17 protein-coding genes are annotated in these 19,587 nt (G+C 72.6%); 12 read left to right on the top strand and 5 right to left on the bottom strand.

Translation table 11 applies throughout. The annotated features are described in order from the left end of the window. The first annotated feature begins 104 nt into the window (after positions 1-104). Both ACFYW1_RS29845 and pruA read left to right on the top strand, forming a co-directional pair. On the top strand, positions 105-1,031 hold the full coding sequence (locus ACFYW1_RS29845; RefSeq protein ID WP_388999968.1) for a proline dehydrogenase family protein: 927 nt from the start codon (positions 105-107) through the stop codon (positions 1,029-1,031). 53 nt (positions 1,032-1,084) lie between these two features. Beyond that, the gene (gene pruA / locus ACFYW1_RS29840; protein WP_388999965.1) at positions 1,085-2,716 is read left to right on the top strand and encodes an L-glutamate gamma-semialdehyde dehydrogenase; all 1,632 of its coding nucleotides are present in this window, start codon (positions 1,085-1,087) and stop codon (positions 2,714-2,716) included. A gap of 141 nt (positions 2,717-2,857) precedes the next feature. Here the strand turns inward: pruA and ACFYW1_RS29835 are convergent, their stop codons facing one another. From ACFYW1_RS29835 to ACFYW1_RS29820, 4 genes are all read right to left on the bottom strand, one after another. After that, positions 2,858-3,580: a nitroreductase family protein gene (locus tag ACFYW1_RS29835; RefSeq protein ID WP_388999962.1), complete on the bottom strand. Its 723-nt coding sequence runs from the start codon at positions 3,578-3,580 to the stop codon at positions 2,858-2,860. A gap of 81 nt (positions 3,581-3,661) precedes the next feature. Continuing rightward, complete coding sequence (locus ACFYW1_RS29830; protein WP_388999959.1) at positions 3,662-4,870, bottom strand: lysophospholipid acyltransferase family protein; 1,209 nt, start codon at positions 4,868-4,870, stop codon at positions 3,662-3,664. Then, the gene (locus ACFYW1_RS29825) at positions 4,867-5,727 is read right to left on the bottom strand and encodes a phosphatidate cytidylyltransferase (protein WP_388999956.1); all 861 of its coding nucleotides are present in this window, start codon (positions 5,725-5,727) and stop codon (positions 4,867-4,869) included. The genes ACFYW1_RS29830 and ACFYW1_RS29825 overlap by 4 nt, the downstream gene beginning before the upstream one ends. Further along, positions 5,724-6,296 carry a CDP-alcohol phosphatidyltransferase family protein gene (locus tag ACFYW1_RS29820; RefSeq protein WP_388999953.1) on the bottom strand — a complete coding sequence of 191 codons (573 nt, stop codon included), beginning with the start codon at positions 6,294-6,296 and terminating at the stop codon, positions 5,724-5,726. The genes ACFYW1_RS29825 and ACFYW1_RS29820 overlap by 4 nt, the downstream gene beginning before the upstream one ends. A 454-nt stretch (positions 6,297-6,750) precedes the next feature. Between ACFYW1_RS29820 and ACFYW1_RS29815 the strand changes: the two genes are divergently transcribed. From ACFYW1_RS29815 to cimA, 9 genes are all read left to right on the top strand, one after another. Further along, on the top strand, positions 6,751-6,879 hold the full coding sequence (locus tag ACFYW1_RS29815) for a hypothetical protein (protein ID WP_388999950.1): 129 nt from the start codon (positions 6,751-6,753) through the stop codon (positions 6,877-6,879). A gap of 601 nt (positions 6,880-7,480) precedes the next feature. Continuing rightward, on the top strand, positions 7,481-8,521 hold the full coding sequence (locus ACFYW1_RS29810; protein WP_388999947.1) for a 3-isopropylmalate dehydrogenase: 1,041 nt from the start codon (positions 7,481-7,483) through the stop codon (positions 8,519-8,521). 239 nt (positions 8,522-8,760) lie between these two features. Beyond that, the gene (locus tag ACFYW1_RS29805; protein WP_388999944.1) at positions 8,761-9,852 is read left to right on the top strand and encodes a branched-chain amino acid aminotransferase; all 1,092 of its coding nucleotides are present in this window, start codon (positions 8,761-8,763) and stop codon (positions 9,850-9,852) included. A 197-nt stretch (positions 9,853-10,049) separates the two neighbouring features. Further along, the gene (ureA, locus tag ACFYW1_RS29800; RefSeq protein WP_356934272.1) at positions 10,050-10,730 is read left to right on the top strand and encodes an urease subunit gamma; all 681 of its coding nucleotides are present in this window, start codon (positions 10,050-10,052) and stop codon (positions 10,728-10,730) included. Continuing rightward, the gene (locus tag ACFYW1_RS29795; protein ID WP_388999939.1) at positions 10,727-12,415 is read left to right on the top strand and encodes an urease subunit alpha; all 1,689 of its coding nucleotides are present in this window, start codon (positions 10,727-10,729) and stop codon (positions 12,413-12,415) included. The genes ureA and ACFYW1_RS29795 overlap by 4 nt, the downstream gene beginning before the upstream one ends. Positions 12,416-12,434: 19 nt before the next feature. Beyond that, on the top strand, positions 12,435-13,448 hold the full coding sequence (locus tag ACFYW1_RS29790) for an agmatine/peptidylarginine deiminase (RefSeq protein WP_388999936.1): 1,014 nt from the start codon (positions 12,435-12,437) through the stop codon (positions 13,446-13,448). 3 nt (positions 13,449-13,451) lie between these two features. Beyond that, a complete protein-coding gene (locus tag ACFYW1_RS29785) occupies positions 13,452-14,078 on the top strand; it encodes a TetR/AcrR family transcriptional regulator (protein WP_388999933.1) in 627 nt (208 codons plus the stop codon). Between the two features lie 81 nt (positions 14,079-14,159). Continuing rightward, positions 14,160-15,494 carry an MFS transporter gene (locus tag ACFYW1_RS29780; RefSeq protein WP_388999930.1) on the top strand — a complete coding sequence of 445 codons (1,335 nt, stop codon included), beginning with the start codon at positions 14,160-14,162 and terminating at the stop codon, positions 15,492-15,494. Between the two features lie 341 nt (positions 15,495-15,835). Continuing rightward, positions 15,836-17,443 carry a citramalate synthase gene (gene cimA, locus ACFYW1_RS29775; RefSeq protein ID WP_388999927.1) on the top strand — a complete coding sequence of 536 codons (1,608 nt, stop codon included), beginning with the start codon at positions 15,836-15,838 and terminating at the stop codon, positions 17,441-17,443. A gap of 70 nt (positions 17,444-17,513) precedes the next feature. On the opposite strand, the gene ACFYW1_RS29770 is transcribed toward cimA, so the two are convergent. Next, positions 17,514-17,996: a hypothetical protein gene (locus ACFYW1_RS29770; protein WP_388999924.1), complete on the bottom strand. Its 483-nt coding sequence runs from the start codon at positions 17,994-17,996 to the stop codon at positions 17,514-17,516. Between the two features lie 118 nt (positions 17,997-18,114). On the opposite strand from ACFYW1_RS29770, the gene ACFYW1_RS29765 reads away from it, so the two are divergent. Continuing rightward, a complete protein-coding gene (locus ACFYW1_RS29765) occupies positions 18,115-19,560 on the top strand; it encodes a hypothetical protein (protein ID WP_388999921.1) in 1,446 nt (481 codons plus the stop codon). Positions 19,561-19,587: the final 27 nt, after the last annotated feature.

Genomic DNA, 19,587 nt, shown 5'->3' with positions numbered 1-19,587 from the left:
CGATCGGGGAGATCCTTAGATTTCACGGTGGTTCTCCGTGCTGTACCGATCTGTTCTCCATGTACCGGTATGGCCCTCGTTCGTACTTTCCGTGGAGGTGCCCCGTGCTGGGTCCCGTGATTCTCGCCGCGTCCCGCAGCGACAAGATGCGCCGTTTCATCTCGGCGGCACCTGGCACCAAGCAGGTCGTCGACCGGTTCATCGCGGGCGAGACCGTCGACCAGGTCGTCCCGATCATCGAGGACGCCGCCGCCAAGGGCCTCGAGGTCACCCTCGACGTGGTGGGCGAGGACATCACCACCCCCGAGCAGGCCGCCGCCGCCCGGGACGCCTACCTGGAGCTGATCGAGCACCTCAAGGACCTGGGCCTGGGCACCAGGGCCGAGATGTCCGTCAAGCTCTCCATGTTCGGCCAGTCGCTGGAGGGCGGGCACGAGCTGGCGCTCGCCAACGTCCGCCCGGTCGTCGAGGCCGCCGCCGCGATCGGCACCACGGTCACCCTGGACGCCGAGGACCACACCACCCTCGACTCGATGTTCGCCATCCACGAGGAGCTGCGGAAGGACTTCCCGCAGACCGGCTGTGTGATCCAGGCCTACCTGTTCCGCACCGAGGAGGACGCCCGCCGGCTGGCCGCCAACGGCAGCCGCGTCCGCATCGTGAAGGGCGCCTACAAGGAGCCCGCCTCCGTCGCGTACCAGGACAAGGCCGAGATCGACAAGGCGTACGTCCGCATCCTCAAGACCCTGATGGAGGGCGAGGGCTACCCGATGATCGGGTCCCACGACCCGCGTCTGATCGCCATCGCCCAGGAGCTGGGCCGCAAGGCAGGGCGCAAACTGGACGAGTACGAGTTCCAGATGCTGTACGGCATCCGCAGCGACGAGCACCTCCGGCTCGCGGCCGAGGGCCACCGGATGCGGGTCTACACCGCGTACGGCACCGACTGGTACGGCTACTTCATGCGCCGTCTCGCGGAGAAGCCGGCGAACCTGATGTTCTTCGGCCGTTCCATCCTCACCAAGGGCTGAACCGGCCCCAGGCCGCCCCCCATCCCCGCCGACACCAAGGAGACAAGGCACTCATGGACGCTGTGACCCAGGTTCCCGCGCCGGTCAACGAGCCGGTCCACTCCTACGCCCCGGGCAGCCCGGAGCGCGCTCGCCTGGAGGCGAAGCTCAAGGAGCTCAGCGAGAACCCGATCGACCTCCCGATGACCATCGGCGGCGAGAAGCGGATGGGTGGCGGCGAGCGCTTCGACGTCGTGCAGCCGCACAACCACAAGGCCGTCATCGGCACCTTCGCGGGCGCCACGCAGCAGGACGCGCAGGACGCGATCGACGCCGCGCTGGCCGCCGCCCCGGCGTGGCGCGCGATGTCCTTCGACGACCGCGCCGCGATCATCCTGCGCGCCGCCGAGCTGCTGGCCGGCCCGTGGCGCGAGACGCTGGCCGCCTCCACGATGCTCGGCCAGTCCAAGACCGCCCAGCAGGCCGAGATCGACACCCCCTGCGAGCTCGTCGACTTCTGGCGCTTCAACGTGCACTACGCGCGCCAGATCCTGGCCGAGCAGCCCCCGGCCAACTCGCCGGGCGTGTGGAACCGCATGGACCACCGCCCGCTGGAGGGCTTCGTCTACGCGATCACGCCGTTCAACTTCACGGCCATCGCGGGCAACCTGCCCACCGCCCCGGCCCTCATGGGCAACGTCGTGGTGTGGAAGCCGTCCCCGACGCAGACCCACGCCGCCGTGCTGCTGATGCAGCTCCTGGAGGAGGCCGGCCTGCCCAAGGGCGTCATCAACCTGGTGACCGGCGACGGCATCGCCGTCTCCGAGGTGGCCCTGAACCACCGCGACCTGGCCGGCATCCACTTCACCGGCTCGACCGCCACCTTCCAGCACCTGTGGAAGACGGTCGGCACCAACATCGCCAACTACCGCACCTACCCGCGGCTCGTCGGCGAGACCGGCGGCAAGGACTTCGTCGTCGCCCACCCGTCGGCCGACCACGCCGTCCTGAAGACCGCGCTGACCCGCGGCTCCTTCGAGTTCCAGGGCCAGAAGTGCTCGGCCTCCTCCCGCGCGTACATCCCGGCCTCCATCTGGAACTCCGGTTTCAAGGAGAAGTTCGCCGCCGAGGTCGACGGCATCACCATGGGTGACGTCACCGACCTGTCGAACTTCATCGGCGCCGTCATCGACGAGCGCTCCTTCGCCAAGAACAAGGCCGCGATCGACCGCGCCAAGTCGGACCCGTCCTGCACGGTCGTCGCGGGCGGCACCTACGACGACTCGGTGGGCTACTTCGTCCGCCCGACCGTCATCGAGTGCACCGACCCGGCCAACGAGGTCTTCACGACCGAGTACTTCGGCCCGATCCTCGCCGTGCACGTCTACGAGGACGACAAGTACGACGAGATGCTGGAGCAGATGGAGTCGGTCTCCGACTACGCGCTGACCGGTTCCGTCATCGCGAACGACCGCGCCGCGGCCGCGTACACGATGGAGAAGCTGCGGTACGCCGCGGGCAACTTCTACATCAACGACAAGTCGACCGGTGCCGTCGTCGGCCAGCAGCCCTTCGGCGGCGGCCGCGCCTCGGGCACGAACGACAAGGCGGGTGCCCCGCAGAACCTCCAGCGCTGGACGCTGACCCGGGCCATCAAGGAGACGCTGGTCCCGCCGACCGACTACACCTACCCCCACCAGGGCTGATCCCCTCGGGGCGTCCCACCCCGACGCCCCGCCCCGAACTCCGCCTCCCGCCCGGTTCCCCTGCCGGCCGGGAGGCGGTTTCCATTTCCGGGCCCGGGACGGGCCGTCCGGGCCTTCCGGAGGTGCCCGCAGGCCCCGGGCTCAGATCTCCACGAGCACCTGGTCCAGCGACTTGCGCACCAGGTCCGGCACCTCGCAGTCGTCGGCCGGATACCCGACCGGGATCACCGCGAACGCCTTCTCGTTCTCCGGGCGGCCGAGCACCTCGCGCAGGAACCGCATCGGGCTCGGGGTGTGGATCAGCGCCGCCAGGCCCGACAGGTGCAGGGCCGTCAGCAGCATCCCGACGGCGATCCCGACCGACTCGTCGACGTAGTAGTGCTTGTGCTTCGTGCCGTCCTCGCCCACCCAGTACCTCTGCTGGAACACCACGACCAGGGCCGGGGCGTCCGTCATGTGGGCCTTGACGGCGTCCGTGCCCAGCGGGCGCAGCGCCGCCAGCCACTCCTCACCGAGCCGCCCGTCGTAGCTGATCCGCTCCTCGTGCTCGGCCGCCTCCCGGATGCGCCGCCGCACCTCGGGGTCCTTGACCAGGACGAAGGTCCACGGCTGCTGGTGCGCCCCGGACGGGGCGGTCGCGGCGCAGGCGATCGCGTCCCTGACGACCTGCTCGGGCACGGGATCGCGGGAGAACCGGCGTACGGTCCTGCGCTCGTCCATCCGCCGGCGCAGACGGGCGGCGTGCGCGAGCGACTCGTCGGCCGCGATCCGCTCGGGGCGGTGGGGGACCGGTCGGTAGGGCTCGCCGTGGACGGGCGTCCACCGCGGGGGCACGGGTGCGGGTGTGGCTGTGGTGTCGGACATGCGGGCAGTGTGACGGGCGGGGGCAGGTCCGGACCAGGGTCCCGCCGGACAGAACCGGTGCGCCCGTCGGTCAGTGTCCGCTCAGCCCCAGCCCGCGACGATCAGCGAGAGCCCCGCCGTGAAGCCGCCGCCCAGCAGGACCAGGTAGCGGCCGTAGTGGCGGCGGTGGCGGCGCATCAGCATGCCGAGGGCCGCGAAACCGAGGCCGACCGTCAGGGTCCGGGAACCACGGGCCTTCGCCGACGCGGCGAGCCAGTCGGCCGTCGGCACCCCCGCGCGCCCCGCCTCCGCCCCGTACACCTTGAACGGAATGCCGTTCCACGGCTGGTGGCGCACCGCGGACGCGCCCTCCAGGGCGAGTTCGTGACGCACCTCGGCCCGCATCCGGTCCGTGGTCAGCGGCGCGGGCAGCCGCACCCCGGCCGAGGCCAGCTGGAGGGCGAGCAGGCCACCGACCAGGCTCCCGGCCAGGGCGCCCAGCGACAGCCGCAGCGCCGCCCCCGGCACGGCCACGCAGACCGCGCCCAGCAGCAGCTCCGGCATCAGCGGCCAGCTCAGCGCCTCCGCCAGCGCCCACAGGAACGCCAGGGGGACACCCCACCGCGAGACGGCGACCGCCGCCACCCGGCGCCGCGTCGCGGAGTCCCGCAGCGGCTCGGCGACCGTACGCCGGTGCAGCGCCACCACCGCGTCGCGGGCCTCCCGCGGGCCGATCGCCGACGGCAGCGGGTCGCCGATCGACACCCGCACCAGTGCCGGGCGCAGCCTGCCGTGCTTCGGCAGCAGCCGGTCCGTGCCCGCGATCCCCACCGGCACCACCGGGACGCCCGCCCGCTCGGCCAGCACCAGCGCGCCCCGGTGGAAGGAGCCCAGCTCGCCGTCCCGGCCCCGGGTGCCCTCCGGGAACAGGACGACCGCCCGGCCCGCCCGCAGCTCGTCCGCCATGGTCAGCAGGTCGTCCATGCCGCCGCCGCTGCGCCGGACCGGGAACCCGGCGGCCAGCCTGCGGCAGATCCGGCGCCGCCACGGAGAGGCGAACCAGTAGTCCGCCGCGGCCCCGATCGCCGGGGTGTGCCGGGCGTCGAGCGCGGCGAGGAGCGCCGCCGTGTCGGCGTGCGAGGAGTGGTTGGCGACGACGACACAGCCGCCGCGCGGCAGCCGGCCGCGCCGCTCCACCCCACCGGTGAGGCTGAGGATGCCCCACCACAGACCGCGCCGGAGCGCGGCGGAGAACCGGGAACGGGCGGGCAGCGCGATCCGGTCGCGGACGCGGGGAAGGGTGGAGGTCATGTCATCACCATCGCCAGGAGAAGAGCCACCAGCAGGGAGTCGATCCGGTCGAGGAGGCCGCCGAAACCGGGCAGCCAGTCACCCGCGTCCTTCACCCCGGACTCGCGCTTGACCATCGATTCGAGCAGGTCGCCGAGGACACAGCCGCCGAGCACCGCGGCCCACAGCGGGAACGTGAACGAGCCGAGCACGAGCAGCGGCAGGGCCGTGGCCACCGCCGCGCCGAGCACCCCCGCCCAGGTCTTGTTGGGGGACAGCGGCGACAGCGGCCGCGCCAGTGGGCCCCGCCGGCCCAGCGCCGTGCCGCCGCACCAGGCGCCCACGTCGCCGAGCGCCACCGCGAGCCCCACCGCGACACCGCTCTCGCCGAGCGTCACCAGACCGGTCAGGGCGACCGGGATCCACAGCAGCCCGAAGGCGGTGCGGGCGGTCCGGGTGAAGCCGGTCCGGTCGTCCCCGGCCAGCACCGGGGGCAGCGCGGCCGCGACCAGCAGCAGCGCCGCCGCCCGCACGTCGAGGACCTCCGGCACCAGCCACGCCAGCGCGGGAAGCACCACCGAGGCCGCCACCAGCACCGCGAGGTCGCCGCGCCGCAGCCCCGCCATCCGGGCGAACTCGCCCGCCGCGACCGCCCCGAGCCCGGCGGCCAGCACGAACGTGCCGCCGCCGCCCAGGAAGTACGCCCCCAGGAAGACCGGCGCCACCAGCGCCCAGGTGCGCCACCGCTTGCGCAGCTCGGCCCGCATCCGGACCTTCGACGGCAGTACGGCGACGGCGACCCCGCCCGCCCCCAGCACCCCCGCGACCAGCGGCACGGCCCGCGCCGCCGCCTCCTCGGCGATCAGTACGGCGCTCATGCCAGTTCCCGCCACAGGCCGGCCAGCCGGAGCGCCGCGGTCAGCAGCGAACCGGCGGCGATCACGATCAGGACGGGCACGGCCCAGCCGCTCGCCGCGGCGACCACCACCAGCAGACAGCGCTCGGTCTTGCCGACCGGGCCGCCGTTGCGCCGGGGCGCGCCCGCCGCGGCACCGGCCAGCGACACCCAGGACGGCAGCGTCGCCGCGAGCCCGGCCGCCGCCACCAGCCACAGCGGGGCGAGCGTCAGGAACCCGGCCAGCACGACCAGGTCCGCCGCCCGGTCGCCGAGCTCGTTGAGCACCGCGCCGCGCCTGGTGGTCCGGCCCGTGTCGCGGGCCAGTGCGCCGTCCAGGTTGGCGAAGGCGAGCCGGGCGGCGAGCAGTACGGCGACCGGCAGGGCCGCGGGGCCGGCGGGCAGCCAGGCCAGTGCGGCGGCGGCACCGGCGGCCGAGACCACCCCGGCCGCGGTGAGGGCGTCGGGCGACACCTCACGGCGGGCCAGCGAGGCGCGGACACCGGAGAGCCGGTCCGCGTACCAGGGCTTGAGAGCGTAGAGGCCGTTCATGGCTTCCACTCTCGGGCGAAGCACAATCGTTCGACACGGGGTGAGTACTCACCTGCGGCTGAGTACTCGGGGCGTGCGCCCGGGTATTCGGGCGAGGGGTGTGACCCTCCTCGCACGAGCGCCCCGATCGGCCACCTCGCCCCTTTGACCAGGGACGACCGACTGCCGTACGGGCTCCGGGGGGCGGAACGGGGGCGGTCCGGCGCAAACCTCCGTCTCAGATAGTAGGAAGTCCGAGTAATTGTGGAGACAGACCGTCCGGGCTGCCCTAGCTTTGTAGGAGCCGAACGTCTCGCTGGAACCAGCGACTGGCGGTCCCGAGCGCGCGCCCCGTGCAGGCAACCCCTGCGGCGCCCGCCTCCGCCCCTTCAGGCACCTCGAAATCCTGATCTCGAAATCACCCTCACGATTTTTCGATCTCGAAATCCTCGCGATCTCAAGGAGTCGATCCACCATGGCCGAGACGACCGTCCGCCGCGTCCGCCGTACCCACCGCCCGACCGAGTCGGAGCGCCAGAACGCCGCCGCCGCCCTGCAGCGGGCCCTCGACCGACGGGACAACGGCGGCTCCACGGGCCACTGACCCCGGCTTTCGGCACCGGTCCGCGGGGACCGGTCGCCGATGGCCGCCGACCGCCCGGCCTCGGGGGCCGGGCGGCTCCCGAGACCGGGCGCCGCCCCGACGGAAGTCGGCCGCGGCCGGTCTCGAAGTGGTCGACGCGCCCGCCCGGCCCGGCGAGTGCGGTCACCTCCATCCACGGGTGCCGTCCGGGCGTCACCTCCACCGCCGGGAACGAGAACCCGGCACGGCGCGCCCGCTCCACGCTCCCGCCGCCCTCGACCACGTGGTACGTGTCGACGCCCTCCCGGCCTCGGGCCCGTCCCTCGTAGCCGTCCGGGACCGGAAGCCGTGGAGCGGCCTGCCCGTCCCGCCCGTCGTGACGTGCGCGATGCCGTCGCGCGCCGGGCCGGCCGGGTCCGCAGACATTCGTGCTGCTCGGCCATGGCCATACCGGCGGCGGGCTTCCCGGGTGTCCCGAAACGGGGATGCCCGCGCCTCCGAACGTCCGCCCTCGGGCCGAGGCCACCCCGTCGAACGGGCGAGCGGCATGCGTACGACTCCCCGCCTGTCCGAATCGTGGACGTCGTATGTCATGAGGTGGGACGAGCAGTAAGGTGCGGACATGTCTCGCAGCATCAATCTCGCAGTGATCCCCGGTGACGGAATCGGCCAGGAGGTCGTGGCCCAGGGCCTCAAGGTCCTCGGGGCCGTGCTTCCGCAGGATGTGAAGCTGGAGACCAAGGAGTACGACCTTGGTGCCCGGCGCTGGCACCGCACCGGAGAGACCCTCCCGGACGCGGAGCTCGAAGCCCTCAAGGGGCACGACGCCATCCTGCTCGGCGCGATCGGCGACCCCTCCGTGCCCTCCGGGGTCCTGGAGCGCGGGCTCCTGCTGAAGCTGCGGTTCGCCTTCGACCACTTCATCAACCTGAGGCCGTCGAAGCTCTTCCCGAACACCGCGACCCCGCTGGCCGGCCGCCCGGACATCGACTTCGTCGTCGTCCGCGAGGGCACCGAGGGCCCCTACACGGGCAACGGCGGCTCGCTGCGCACCGGCACCCCGGCCGAGGTCGCCACCGAGGTCAGCGTCAACACCGCGTACGGCGTCGAGCGCGTCGTCCGTGACGCGTTCGAGCGGGCGAACGCCCGCCCGCGCAAGAAGCTGACGCTGGTCCACAAGAACAACGTCCTGGTGTACGCGGGTCACATGTGGAAGAACATCTTCGACCGCGTCGCGACCGAATACCCCGAGGTCACCACGGACTACCTGCACGTCGACGCGGCGACGATCTTCTTCGTCACCCAGCCGGAGCGCTTCGACGTCATCGTCACCGACAACCTCTTCGGCGACATCCTCACCGACCTCGCCGCCGCCGTGACCGGTGGCATCGGCCTGGCCGCCTCCGGCAACATCAACCCGACGGGCGCCTTCCCGTCGATGTTCGAACCGGTCCACGGCTCCGCCCCCGACATCGCGGGGCAGGGCAAGGCCGACCCGACCGCCACGATCCTCTCCGTCGCCCTCCTGCTGCGCCACCTCGGTCACGAGGCCGAGGCCGTGCGCATCGAGGACGCCGTCTCCGCCGACCTCGCGGAGCGCGACGGCGCGGCCCGTACGACCGATCAGATCGGCGACGCGCTGGCGGTACGCGTAGCGGGCTGACCCGACGACTCCGCTCACGAGCCGCCGGGTGGCGACAGCGCCCGGCGGCTTCTCCTGTGCGGCCCGGGGTGCCACCATCGACCACTGGACCGCATTCGCGTCATTTCGTGCCAGGCTGCCCCGGAGCGATAATCGAACGGGACCGCGGCTCGTACTGAAGCTCGGACGTCCTAGTACCTGCCCGGCGGGAGAGGCGTGAGCGCGGTCCAACACACACAACAGGTGAAGGACACGCACTCATGACGACGCCCACGATCGAGCTCAAGCCCTCCGCGAACCCGCTGTCCGACGCGGAGCGCGAGGCCAGCATGGTCAACCCCGGATTCGGCCGCCGCTTCACCGACCACATGGTGACGATCCGGTGGACCGAGGGCCGCGGCTGGCACGACGGCCAGCTCATCCCCTACGGCCCGCTCGCGCTCGACCCCGCGACCACCGTGTTCCACTACGCGCAGGAGATCTTCGAGGGTCTCAAGGCGTACCGCAGGCCCGACGGCGGCGTCGCCACGTTCCGCCCCGAGGCCAACGCCCGGCGCTTCCAGGCGTCGGCCCGCCGCATGGCCATGCCGGAACTGCCCGTCGAGACCTTCATCGAGGCGTGCGACCTGCTGGTCCGGCAGGACCGCGCATGGGTTCCCCCGCACGGCGGCGAGGAGTCCCTCTACCTGCGCCCGTTCATGATCGCGACCGAGGTCGGCCTCGGGGTGAAGCCCGCCAACGAGTACCTGTTCGTGGTGATCGCCTCGCCCGCCGGGGCGTACTTCCCCGGCGGTGTGAAGCCGGTCTCCATCTGGCTCTCCGAGGACCGGGTGCGCGCCGTCCCCGGCGGCGTGGGCGACGCCAAGACCGGCGGCAACTACGCCGCGTCCCTCCTCGCCCAGGCCGAGGCCAGTGCCAAGGGCTGCGACCAGGTGGCCTACCTCGACGCGGTCGAGCACAAGTGGGTCGAGGAACTCGGCGGCATGAACCTGTACTTCGTGTACGGGAACAAGATCGTCACCCCGGCGCTGACCGGCTCCCTGCTCGCCGGCATCACCCGTGACTCGCTGCTCCAGGTCGCCCGCGACCTCGGCTACGAGTCCGAGGAGGGCCGCGTCTCCATCGACCAGTGGCGCGACGACGCCGCGAACGGCACCCTCACCGAGGTCTTCGCCTGCGGCACCGCGGCCGTCATCACCCCCGTCGGCACCGTCAAGTGCGAGGGCGGCGAGTGGGTCCAGAGCGGGGGCGAGCCCGGCGAGGTCTCGATGAAGCTGCGCGAGCGCCTGCTGGACATCCAGCGCGGGGTCGTCGAGGACACCCACGGCTGGATGCACCCGCTCGGCGAGTGACCTCCCGCCCGGCCGTCCGGCCGGGCCGTGCACGACGCACACACAGGGCCGCGCCCGGCCGTCCGCCGGGCGCGGCCCCGCGCGTTCCCGGGGCGGTGCGGGTGGCGCCCGGCTGTGACGGGGGTGACATGCGCCAGGGTTAGAGCGCTGCTCTAACCCTGGGTTAGAGTGCTGCTCCAAACGGGAGGTGTGGAGACGTGCGACTGACTCCTACGGAACGCGACCGGCTGCTGCTCTTCGGTGCGGCCGAACTGGCCAGGGCCCGCCGCGCCCGGGGGCTGAAGCTCAATGTCCCCGAGGCGACCGCGCTGATCGCGGACACGGTCTGCGAGGCCGCCCGGGACGGACTGCGGCTGGCGGAGGCCATCGAGGCCGCCCGCTCGGTGCTCGGCCCGGACGACGTGCTGCCCGGCGTGGCCGACGTCGTCACCGAGGTCCACGTGGAGGCCGTCTTCGACGACGGATCGCGGCTCGCCGTGGTCTCCGCCCCGCTGGGCGGGAGCCTCGGCGACCGGGCGCCGGGGGCCGTCCTGCCCGGCCCCGCCGGACCCGAGCCGGAGCCCGCCGTGCGACTGGACGTCCGCAACACCGCGACTGTGCCGGTCTCCGTCACCTCGCACTACCACTTCTTCGAGGCCAACCCGCGGCTCGACTTCGACCGCTCGGCCGCGTACGGGATGCGGCTGTGCGTCCCCGCCGGGTCCTCCGTCCGCTTCGGGCCGGGGGAGTCGGTCGAGGTGGGGCTCGTGCCCATCGGCGGCGACCGGATCGCGATCGGCTTCGCCGGGCTGGTCGACGGCCCGCTCGACGCGCCCGGCGCGAGGGAAGAGGCCCTGCGGCGCGCCGCGGCCTGTGGATACCTGGGAGCAGGACGATGAGCATCGACCCGTACGAGTACGCCTCCGTGCACGGCCCGCGCGCCGGTGACCGGGTCAGGCTCGGCGACAGCGGGCTGACCGTCCGCGTCGAGTCCGACGCGCAGGCGTACGGCGAGGAGTTCCTCGCCGGATTCGGCAAGACCGCCCGTGACGGGCTGCACCTCAAGGCCGCCGCCGTCCGCGACACCTGCGACGTCGTCATCAGCAACGTGCTGGTCATCGACGCCGTGCAGGGCATCCGCAAGGTGTCGATCGGCATCCGCGAGGGCCGGATCGCGGCGATCGGCCGGGCCGGCAACCCGGACACCCTGGACGGCGTGGACGTCGTCGTCGGCACGGGCACCACGATCGTCTCCGGCGAGGGCATGATCGCCACGGCGGGCGCCGTCGACACCCACGTCCACCTGCTCTCGCCGCGGATCATGGAGGCGTCCCTCGCCTCCGGCGTCACCACGATCATCGGCCAGGAGTTCGGCCCGGTCTGGGGCGTCGGCGTCAACTCGCCCTGGGCCCTGCGCCACGCCTTCAACGCCTTCGACGCCTGGCCGGTCAACATCGGCTTCCTGGGCCGCGGTTCCTCCTCCCACGGGGCACCGCTGGTCGAGGCGCTCGCGGAGGGCGGGGCCTGCGGCTTCAAGGTCCACGAGGACATGGGCGCCCACACCCGCGCCCTGGACACCGCCCTGCGGGTCGCCGAGGAGCACGACGTCCAGGTCGCCCTGCACAGCGACGGGCTGAACGAGTGCCTGTCGGTCGAGGACACCCTGCGCGTCCTGGAGGGCCGCACGATCCACGCCTTCCACATCGAGGGCTGCGGCGGCGGACACGTCCCCAACGTCCTGAAGATGGCGGGCGTGCCGAACGTCATCGGCTCGTCCACCAACCCGACGCTGCCCTTCGGCCGGGACGCCGTCGCCGAGCACTACGGGATGATCGTCTCCGTCCACGACCTCAAGACGGACCTGCCGGGCGACGCCGCCATGGCCCGCGACCGCATCCGCGCCGGGACGATGGGCGCCGAGGACGTGCTGCACGACCTGGGCGCCATCGGCATCACGTCCTCCGACGCCCAGGGCATGGGCCGGGCCGGCGAGACGGTGCGCCGCACCTTCGCCATGGCCGGGAAGATGAAGGCGGAGCTCGGCCCGATGGACGGAGACGGCCCCGGCGACGACAACGCCCGGGTACTGCGCTACATCGCCAAGCTCACCATCAACCCCGCCATCGCCCACGGCCTCGCGCACGAGGTCGGCTCCATCGAGACCGGCAAGCTCGCCGACATCGTGCTGTGGCGCCCCGAGTTCTTCGGCGCCAAGCCGCAGCTGGTGCTCAAGGCCGGCTTCCCCGCGTACGGCGTCACCGGCGACCCGAACGCCGCCACCGACACCTGCGAACCACTCGTGCTCGGACCGCAGTTCGGGGCGTACGGGGCGACCGCGGCCGACCTCTCCGTCGCCTTCGTCTCCCGGGCCGCCACCCAGCTCGGGGCGGACTCGATGCCCACCCGCCGGCGCCGCGTCGGGGTGCGCGGCACCCGGGGCATCGGCCCCGGCGACCTCGTGCACAACTCCCGTACCGGAGAGGTCGCCGTGGACGCCCGCAGCGGCCTGGTCACCCTGGACGGCGACCCGCTGCGCTCCGAGCCCGCCGACTCCGTCTCCCTCAACCGCCTCTACTTCCTCTGACACCCCTTCAGGACGCCTCATGACCTTCCGCATGCCGCCCGAGTGGGCCCCGCACGAACGCACCTGGATGGCCTGGCCCGGCCCCAACCCCACCTTCGACACCGACGCCGAACTGGCCGCGGCCCGCGAGGCATGGGCCACCGTGGCCCGCGCCGTCCGCCGCTTCGAACCCGTCACGATGGTCGTCGGCCCCGGCCAGGAGGACGGCGCCCGCGCCCTCCTCGGCCCGGACGTCGAACTCGCCGTCCGCCCCCTGGACGACGCCTGGATGCGCGACATCGGCCCCACCTTCGTCACCGACGGGAAGCAACTGGCCGCCGTGGACTGGACGTTCAACGGCTGGGGCGCCCAGGGCTGGGCCCGCTGGGAGCACGACCGGCACATCGCCCGCTCCGTCGCCGAACTCGCCGACGTGCCGGTGCACGGCTCCCGCCTGGTCAACGAGGGCGGCGCCATCCACGTCGACGGCGAGGGCACCGTCCTGCTCACCGAGACCGTCCAGCTCGGCAAGGAACGCAACCCCGACTGGACCCGCGAGCAGGTCGAGGCCGAGATCCACGCCCGGCTCGGCACCGAGAAGGCCATCTGGCTGCCGCGCGGACTGTCCGGCGACTACGGCACGTACGGCACCCTCGGCCACGTCGACATCGTCGCCGCCTTCGCCCGCCCCGGCACCGTCGTCGTCCACGTCCAGCCCGACCCGGCCCACCCCGACCACGAGATCACCCGCGAGACCGTCCGCATCCTGCGCGGGGCCACCGACGCCCGGGGCCGCTCGCTGGAGGTCGTCGAGGTCCCGGCGCCCACCGTGCTGAAGGCCGACGGGGAGTGGGTCGACTACTCCTACATCAACCACTACCTCTGCAACGGCGGCGTGGTCCTGTGCGCCTTCGACGACCCGCGCGACAAGGAGGCGGCGAAGATCTTCGGCGAACTCTTCCCCGACCGTACGGTGACGCTCGTCGACGCCCGTACCATCTTTGCCGGCGGTGGAGGCATCCACTGCATCACACAGCAGCAGCCGAAGGTCTGAAACGTGCCCCCCGCGCCACGCCGTCGCAACACCGCCCCGCCCCGTGAGGAACTGCTGGCCGCAGCCATGGCCACCATCGCCGAACGGGGGCTCGACGGCCTCACCATGGCCGGACTCGGCCGCGAGGTCGGCATGAGCAGCGGACACCTCCTCTACTACTTCCGTACCAAGGACGAGCTGCTGCTCCAGACCCTGGAGTGGAGCGAGGGACGGCTCGGCGCGCGGCGGCGCGCCCTGCTCGCGGGGCGGGCGACGGCCCGCGAACGGCTCGACGGCTACCTCGACCTGTACCTCCCCGACGGCGACCACGACCCGCACTGGACGCTCTGGCTGGAGGTGTGGAACCGCTCGCGGGACGCGGACGACGACGCGCGTGCCCGGCAGGCCGCCATCGAGGACGCCTGGCACCGCGACCTGGTGGCCCTGGTGCGGGAGGGCATCGCGGGCGGCGAGTTCCGCGCCGTCGACGCCGAACGGTTCGCGACCCGGCTGCGCGCGCTGCTCGACGGCTTCAGCGTCCACGTCGCGGTCGGCATACCCGGCATGGGGCGTTCCCGGGCCCTCGCCGAGGCGGGGGAGTTCGTCGGGGAAACGCTCGCCGCGGACAGCGCGCCCGTCCCCCCGCCATGAACGAAACGCACGTAAGTACGCGCGATCGTTGCCCGTTGCGCTCTTGTTGTGTTCGCCGTCGGTCGGGCACGGTGGCGGACCATGGGACGAGAGCAGTGGAAGAAGATCTGGGTCGGCTCCGCCGGCAACATGGTCGAGTGGTTCGACTGGTTCGTGTACGCCACCTTCGCGGTCTACTTCGCGGATTCGTTCTTCCCCGAGGGCAACGAGACCGCCAACCTGATGAACACCATGGGCATCTTCGCCGTCGGCTTCTTCATGCGGCCGGTCGGCGGCTGGCTGCTCGGCCGGATCGGTGACCGCAAGGGCCGCAAGGCCGCGCTCACGCTCACCGTCACCCTCATGTCGGCCTCCGCCGTCCTCATCGCCATCGCGCCGACGTACGACGTCGCGGGATACGGCGGTGTCGCCGTCCTGCTGGTGGCCCGGCTGCTCCAGGGCCTGTCCGTCGGGGGCGAGTACGCCGCCAGCGCCACCTACCTCACCGAGGCGTCCGCCCCCGAACGGCGCGGCTTCGCCTCCAGCTTCCAGTACGTGTCCATGACCGCGGGACAGCTGGTCGGCCTCGGTCTCCAGATCGTCCTGCAACGCAACATGTCCGAGGCGGCCCTGCACAACTGGGGCTGGCGCATCCCGTTCGTCGTCGGCGCGCTCGGCGCCGGAATCGTCTTCTACCTGCGCCGCAACATGCTGGAGACCGAGGTCTACGCGGAGTCCGGCGCCGCCGACCAGGAGGACCGGGGCACCCTGAAGGCGCTGTGGGAGCACAAGCGCGAGGCGTTCCTCGTGATGGCGTTGACCATGGGCGGGACCGTCGCCTACTACACGTACACGACCTACCTCACCAAGTTCCTCTCCAAGAGCGCCGGCATGGAGAAGTCCACCGCCTCGCTCGTCAGCTTCTGCGCGCTGTTCGTCTTCATGTGCCTCCAGCCGCTGGCCGGGATGCTCTCCGACCGGATCGGCCGCCGCCCGCTGCTGATCGGCTTCGCCATCGGCTCCACCTTCCTGACCGTGCCGATCATGACCATGCTCAAGCACGCGGGCACGTTCTGGCCGGCCTTCGGACTGGCGCTGCTCGCCCTGGTGATCGTCACCGGCTACACCTCGATCAACGCCTGCGTGAAGGCGGAGCTGTTCCCGACCGGCATCCGCGCACTGGGCGTCGCCCTCCCGTACGCCCTGGCCAACGCGCTCTTCGGCGGCACCGCCGAGTACGTGGCGCTCTGGTTCAAGAAGGCGGGCGTCGAGTCCGGCTTCTACTGGTACGTGGCGGGCTGCGCCGCGGTCTCCCTGGTGGTCTACCTGACCATGCGCGAGACCCGCGACATCGACCTGGGCCGGATCGGAGCCAAGGACGCGGACCGGGACGGCGCCCGGAAGTCCGGAGCGGCCGACGCCATGCCCGCTCCCTGACGGGGACGGGCGGCGCCACGTCCGAGCCCTGACGGGGACGGGCGGCGCGCCCGCATCCTGAGACGGGGAAGGGTACGGAGGCAGCCCTGTGCAAGACTGTCTCCGTGCCTTCGTCCGTCATGATTATCGGCAGCAGGCGCGCCGGTCCGCAGTGACCGCCCCGCACCACCACGTGCGACGCGGCCACCGTGCCCCAGACCCGCGCGCAGACCTCTCGCACCCGCGAGGGGTTTTTTCGTTTTCCGGCCCTCACCCGGGCCGGGGCGAGGCGCAGGCGGAATGATGGGGGCAAGTGGAGCCAGATCGTCCGGATCCGCTCATCCGACAGGAGTCAGACCAGCATGACCACCAAGGCCAAGGCCACCGACGACAGCTTCCATGTCTTCGACACCACACTGCGCGACGGGGCCCAGCGTGAAGGCATCAACCTGACGGTCGCGGACAAGCTGACCATCGCCCGGCACCTGGACGACTTCGGCGTCGGCTTCATCGAGGGCGGCTGGCCCGGTGCCAACCCCCGCGACACCGAGTTCTTCGCCCGCGCCCAGCAGGAGATCCAGTTCGAGAACGCCGAACTGGTCGCCTTCGGTGCCACCCGCAGGGCCGGCGGCAGGGCCGCCGAGGACCCCCAGGTCAAGGCGCTGCTGGCATCCGGCGCCCCGGTGATCACGCTGGTCGCCAAGTCCCACGACCGCCACGTGGAACTCGCGCTGCGCACCACGCTGGAGGAGAACCTGGAGATGGTCCGCGACACCGTCTCCTTCCTCCGGGAGCAGGGCCGCCGGGTCTTCGTCGACTGCGAGCACTTCTTCGACGGCTACCGCGCCAACGCCGAGTACGCCAAGGCCGTCGTCCGCGCCGCCGCCGAGTCGGGCGCCGACGTCGTCATCCTCTGCGACACCAACGGGGGCATGCTCCCCGCCCAGGTCCACGCGGTCGTCTCCACCGTCCTCGCCGACACCGGCGCCCGGCTCGGCATCCACGCCCAGGACGACACCGGCTGCGCCGTCGCCAACACCCTCGCCGCCGTCGACGCGGGCGCCACCCACGTCCAGTGCACCGCCAACGGCTACGGCGAGCGGGTCGGCAACGCCAACCTCTTCCCCGTCGTCGCCGCACTGGAACTCAAGTACGGCAAGAGCGTCCTGCCCGAGGGCTCCCTCGCCGACATGACCCGCGTCTCGCACGCCATCGCCGAGGTCGTCAACCTGACGCCCTCCACCCACCAGCCCTATGTGGGTGTCTCCGCCTTCGCCCACAAGGCCGGACTGCACGCCTCCGCGATCAAGGTCGACCCCGACCTGTACCAGCACATCGACCCCGCCCTGGTCGGCAACACGATGCGGATGCTCGTCTCCGACATGGCGGGCCGCGCCTCCATCGAGCTCAAGGGCAAGGAACTCGGCATCGACCTCGGCGGCGACCGCGAACTCGTCGGCCGGGTCGTGGAGCGGGTCAAGGAGCGCGAGCTCAAGGGCTACACCTACGAGGCCGCCGACGCCTCCTTCGAACTGCTGCTGCGCGCCGAGGCCGAGGGCCGCCCCCGCCGGTACTTCCGCACCGAGTCCTGGCGCGCCATCGTCGAGAACCGCCCCGACGGCACGCACGCCAACGAGGCGACCGTGAAGCTCTGGGCCAAGGGCGAGCGGATCGTCGCCACCGCCGAGGGCAACGGCCCGGTCAACGCCCTCGACCGGGCGCTGCGGGTCGCCCTCGAACGGCTCCACCCGCAGCTCGCCAAGCTGGAGCTGACCGACTACAAGGTCCGCATCCTCGAAGGCCGCACCGGCACCGAGTCCACCACCCGCGTCCTCATCACCACGGCCGACGGCAACGGCGAATGGTCCACGGTCGGTGTCGCCGACAACGTCATCGCCGCGTCCTGGCAGGCGCTGGAGGACGCGTACACCTACGGCCTCCTGCGGGCCGGTGTCGAGCCCACGGAGTAACCGCCGGACGGGACGGGGCCCCGCGCGCCGCCGGGCTGCGCGCGGGGCCCGGGAAACGGCGGGCGCGGGGCTACCCCATGACCTCGCGGGCCGCGTCGAGGAACACCGACCGGTTGATCTCCAGGAGGTCCCGCAGGCCGTCGCCGTCGCCGTCGGGCAGTCCGTGCCACACGGTCCGGTTGAGGTCGAGGAAGTGCGCGTGCGCGACCTCGTGCACGGACGCGGGGAACTGGACGCGCAGGAGCCGGTCCGCGACCCAGAACCGGGACATGACGTCCCGGGTCGTGAGGTACCAGTCGTCGGTCTCCTCCCACTCGGACGGCCGGGTGTAGGCGCAGCGCTCCGCCTCCGCCGAGACCTCGATGAAGCGCTCCAGCAGCGCCAGCCGTTCCGCGCGCCGGGTCTCCGACAGCGCGATCCGCTGCCGCTGCTGCTCGGCGCGTTCCGCCGACCGCTGGGTCCGGTGCTGGACGAGGTAGGACAGCACGCCGCCGAGGACGACGCCGCCCAACGATATGAGAGACACCCAGACTTGACCTGTCATGGCGAGCATCGTTCCACGGCCCGCTCCCGGCCCCGGGCCCCCGGGCGCCGGGGACCGGCGGGCGGCCCGCGGAACCGGCGGTCCGGACGACAGCGCGCGAGCGCCCCGTCCGGGTTAGCTTCGAAGTATGCGGAACAGAAGGTTCCCTTCCTTGTCGGCCGGTCTGCTGCTGACCTTCGCGGCGGCCGTCCTCGGCACGGCACCCGGTGCGCCCGCGACGGCCGGTGCCGCCGAGGCCGGCTCCGCCGCGGCCGGTACACCCGCCGTCGGCTCCGCCACCGCCCCCGCCACCACGATCGACGAGGTCGCGCAGGCGCTGCGCAGGAGCCCGGTGTACGTCGATCCGGCCGCGGCCGACCAGCTCTCCCCGGCGCAGGCCGCCGCCCTCACGAAGAAGATCGAGGCCGCCGGCAAACCGGTGTTCGTGGCGGTGCTGCCCCGGACCGCGGCGTTCCCCGCACGGAACCTGCTGGCCACCCTGCGCACCGACACCGGAATCACCGGTGTCTACGCCGTCCGCCTCGGCGACGCGTTCGACGCGGGCGCCGACCCGCAGGTGATGCCCACCCGGGCGGTCGACAACCTCACCGCGGCGGTGAAGGCGCCCGGCACGGCCACCGACGCCGCGACCCAGCTGAACGCCTTCGTCGACCGGGCCGTCGAACAGGCCCGCGGCAGCGCCCCCGCCTCCTGGGGCGGCGCGTCCGGCGGTGGCGGGGGCCCGTCGTCCACCACCGCGCTGATCGTGGCCGGCGGCATCCTGGTGCTGGGCGGCGGCACGGCCTACGGCGTCGTCCGCCGCAACCGCAGGCGCAAGGAGGAAGAGGAACGCGCCGCCCTCGACAAGCTCCGGGTCGTCGTGGACGAGGACATCACCGCGTACGGCGAGACCCTGGACCGGCTCGACTTCCACCCCGCGGAACGGGGCGCCGACGACGCCATGCGCGCGGACTACGAACGGGCCCTGGACTCCTACGAGACCGCGAAGTCCCGCATGGCCGCCGCCCGCCACCCGTCCGACGTGCGCGAGGTCACCCGGGCCCTGGAGGACGGCCGGTTCTCCCTGGCCGTCCTGGAGGCCCGCCGCGCAGGCCGGGAGCCGCCCGCCCGCCGCCCGCCGTGCTTCTTCGACCCGCGCCACGGCCCCTCGGCCGCCGACGTCCGGTGGTCCCCGGCCGGCGGCACGGCCCGCGAGATCCCGGTCTGCGCGGTGGACGCGACCAGGCTGCGCGCGGGCGAGGAACCCCTCGGCCGCACCGTCGACACCGGGGACGGCCGACGCCGCCCGTACTGGGAGGCGGGCCCGGCGTACGGTCCCTGGGCGGGCGGCTACTTCGGCGGCGGGCTGCTCCCCGGCCTGCTCGTCGGCACGATGCTCGGCTCCGTGCTGTCGACCCCGGCGTACGCGGCGGAGTACGGCGGCGGCGACTTCGGCCCCGGCGACTGGAACGGCGGTGACTTCTCCGGGGCGGACTTCGATTCCTCGGGCTTCGACGGCGGGGGTTTCGACGGCGGCGGATTCGGCGGGGGCGACTTCGGAGGAGGCGGAGGCTTTGACGGCGGCGGGTTCTGAGCCCCCGGCGGCGGCCTCTCGCGCGGA

Origin of the sequence: Streptomyces sp. NPDC002669, from assembly GCF_042889165.1 — a bacterium.
In the GTDB taxonomy this organism is placed as follows: Bacteria; Actinomycetota; Actinomycetes; order Streptomycetales; family Streptomycetaceae; genus Streptomyces.
Note: the sequence above shows the minus strand (reverse complement) of the source record. Positions and strands in the feature narration are given on the sequence as shown.

Excerpts from the sequence above, each read along its gene's own strand:
- ACFYW1_RS29765 (WP_388999921.1), top strand. The coding sequence starts at position 18,115 with ATGCGGAACAGAAGGTTCCCTTCCTTGTCGGCCGGTCTGCTGCTGACC.
- ACFYW1_RS29835 (WP_388999962.1), bottom strand. The coding sequence starts at position 3,580 with ATGTCCGACACCACAGCCACACCCGCACCCGTGCCCCCGCGGTGGACG.
- pruA (WP_388999965.1), top strand. The coding sequence starts at position 1,085 with ATGGACGCTGTGACCCAGGTTCCCGCGCCGGTCAACGAGCCGGTCCAC.
- ACFYW1_RS29780 (WP_388999930.1), top strand. The coding sequence starts at position 14,160 with ATGGGACGAGAGCAGTGGAAGAAGATCTGGGTCGGCTCCGCCGGCAAC.
- ACFYW1_RS29820 (WP_388999953.1), bottom strand. The coding sequence starts at position 6,296 with ATGAACGGCCTCTACGCTCTCAAGCCCTGGTACGCGGACCGGCTCTCC.
- ACFYW1_RS29790 (WP_388999936.1), top strand. The coding sequence starts at position 12,435 with ATGACCTTCCGCATGCCGCCCGAGTGGGCCCCGCACGAACGCACCTGG.
- ACFYW1_RS29805 (WP_388999944.1), top strand. The coding sequence starts at position 8,761 with ATGACGACGCCCACGATCGAGCTCAAGCCCTCCGCGAACCCGCTGTCC.
- ACFYW1_RS29795 (WP_388999939.1), top strand. The coding sequence starts at position 10,727 with ATGAGCATCGACCCGTACGAGTACGCCTCCGTGCACGGCCCGCGCGCC.
- ACFYW1_RS29825 (WP_388999956.1), bottom strand. The coding sequence starts at position 5,727 with ATGAGCGCCGTACTGATCGCCGAGGAGGCGGCGGCGCGGGCCGTGCCG.
- ACFYW1_RS29770 (WP_388999924.1), bottom strand. The coding sequence starts at position 17,996 with ATGCTCGCCATGACAGGTCAAGTCTGGGTGTCTCTCATATCGTTGGGC.
- ACFYW1_RS29815 (WP_388999950.1), top strand. The coding sequence starts at position 6,751 with ATGGCCGAGACGACCGTCCGCCGCGTCCGCCGTACCCACCGCCCGACC.
- cimA (WP_388999927.1), top strand. The coding sequence starts at position 15,836 with ATGACCACCAAGGCCAAGGCCACCGACGACAGCTTCCATGTCTTCGAC.
- ACFYW1_RS29830 (WP_388999959.1), bottom strand. The coding sequence starts at position 4,870 with ATGACCTCCACCCTTCCCCGCGTCCGCGACCGGATCGCGCTGCCCGCC.
- ACFYW1_RS29810 (WP_388999947.1), top strand. The coding sequence starts at position 7,481 with ATGTCTCGCAGCATCAATCTCGCAGTGATCCCCGGTGACGGAATCGGC.